Consider the following 2166-nt stretch of genomic DNA (forward strand, 5'->3'; position numbering starts at 1 on the left):
GCGTCACCAACGTGAGCGGCAACCTGCAGAAGCGGTTGCCGGTCGCGACCGTCGGCGCCAGTGTTTCGCAAGGCCAGGGCTTCTGGCAGGCGGGGGCCAGCGCCCGTGGGGCGGCGGTCGCGCATGCGGGCGGCCTGACCTTCGGGCCCTACGTGAGCGACACCTTCGGCCTGGTCGAGGCGCAGGGCGCGAGCGGCGCGGGGGTGCGCAACGGGCTGGGCGCGCGGGTGGACGGCGCCGGCTTCGCGATCGTTCCTTCGCTGTCGCCGTACCGCTACAACGACGTGGCGCTCGATTCGCAGGGCATTAACCGCAATGCCGAGCTGGACGGCAGCCAGCAGCGGGTGGCGCCCTCAGCCGGGGCCGTGGTCCGATTGAAGTTCACGACCCGGACCGGCTACGCCCTGCTGGTGCGGGCCGCCAAGGACGACGGCAAGCCGCTCCCGCTGGGTGCTGCCGTGTATGGCAGCGACGGCGCCAGCATCGGCATGGTGGGGCAGGGCGGCCAGGTTTACGCGCGGGCGGCCGATCGCGAGGGGCGCCTGTTCGTTCAATGGGGCGAAGCGGCGGCCGAGCGCTGCGAAATTCCTTACCGGATCAGCGAACAGGGCACCGAGGAGGTGCTGTACCGGTTCAACGCCGTCTGCCGGCCGGTCGGCCCTTGATCGCAAACCTGCGCGTACCCCGAACATGATGTCGTTCCGAAGACTCTTCTCCATCCGCCGCAGCGCCCGGTCATTGCCGGCCGGGGCGCTGCTCGCCGCCGTCCTGGCAAGCCTGCCGGCGTCGGCCTGGGCCACCTGCACCAAGATCAGCTATGCGCCGGCGACCAGCTATCCGTCGAACTCGATCTACTACGTGGATCCGGCCCACGGCACGCACAACGTCTGGACCGGTTCGCTGGACACCTCGGGCGCCAGCGGCCTGCCGGGGGTTGTCAACATCAACAGCAGCACCTTCCAGCCCAACGGCACGCTGATCGCCAGCGGCAGCGCCAGCATTCTCAACCTGGGCAATGAGGCTTACACGCCCGATCAGGTGCTGTTTCGCTGCGACGCGGTCGACGAAGGCAGCCTCTTCGAGTACTACGCGACCAACGGGGACAACGCCTTCGGCGGCCAGTACGAAGACGGCGCTGCCTTCGGCCTGCCGGGTGCCTACAGGACCTACTTCAACGGCATGGTGATTCGCGTCACCCACGCCGCGAGCGGCAATTACTTCAGCCGCTATTGGCAGGCGAGGCAACTCACGGGCCTGGACCGGGACGGTCAGGGCAAGATCCTGGTTAAGGTCAAGAACTTCAGCGACGTGCGCGTGGAACTCTTTCGCGTCAGCAACGAGGCCACGGCGGGCGGCACCAACGCCTCGGGCAACTACGGCTACTCGCAGCCCGCGGCCTACACCGCCTTCAAGGGCGGCGGCCGTTCTGCCGGCCTGAGCGTCGGGCAGGACTCGCTGTCCTACTACTCCGGCTGGTATGGCGAATGGCCGGGCGCGGTCAATCTCTACAACCGGATCACCGTGCGGCGCTCCGCCACCTGCTCGGTGACCCACGTGACGCCGAACGTCCAGTTCCCGGTGATCAGCATCGCCGAGCTCCACAGTGGCGCCAACCGGCAACTCCCGGTCGACATCGCGTTCCAGTGCCAGACTGGCGCGCCCGCGAACACCGGGCTCACCGCCTTCGCGAGCGGGACGGAGGCCGGGCGCACCGCGATGGGTGTGCTGGTGCCGGCAGCCAACTACCAGAGCGCCGTCGCCCAGGGCCTGACGACCGGTGGCAGCGGTGTCACTTTCCTGCTGTCCGACGACTACGGCCAGCCCGGGGTGGCCGGTGGGGTCGGCGTCGCGCTCACGCAGGCCGACGGCGCGCCCCTCAACTTCCTCGGCAATGACCAGGTGACCGGAGGCGGCGGCGCCGCGGGCTGGTACCCGGTGCTGCAGGGGGCCAGCAGCACGGGGGTGTCGGGCGGCGTCACCTCCTACACCAAGCGCCTGAACGCGACCCTGAAGCAAATCCCTGGCCGCAGCGTGACGCCGGGCCGGCTCAACGCGCGCGCCCAGGTCGTGATTCGCATCCAATAGGGAGTTTGTTTCTCATGACGGTCCGCAGCGCCAAGTTGTTCTCTCCCCGAGGTCGCGCGAGAGCGTTCGCCGACGCCGGCC

The 2166-nt window shown here is 69.1% G+C and carries 2 protein-coding genes; both read left to right on the forward strand.

Going from position 1 to position 2166, the window contains the following annotated elements:
• On the forward strand, positions 1-665 hold a 665-nt coding region (locus AC1D2K_RS33770; RefSeq protein WP_478094685.1), incomplete at its 5' end, for a fimbria/pilus outer membrane usher protein.
• Between the two features lie 28 nt (positions 666-693).
• Entirely contained in the window at positions 694-2085 is a 1392-nt protein-coding gene (locus AC1D2K_RS33775; protein ID WP_478094686.1) for a fimbrial protein, read from the forward strand.
• Positions 2086-2166: the final 81 nt, after the last annotated feature.

It is taken from the genome of Variovorax sp. P1_H12_2 (genome assembly GCF_056405335.1).

Excerpts from the sequence above, each read along its gene's own strand:
- AC1D2K_RS33775 (WP_478094686.1), top strand. The coding sequence starts at position 694 with ATGTCGTTCCGAAGACTCTTCTCCATCCGCCGCAGCGCCCGGTCATTG.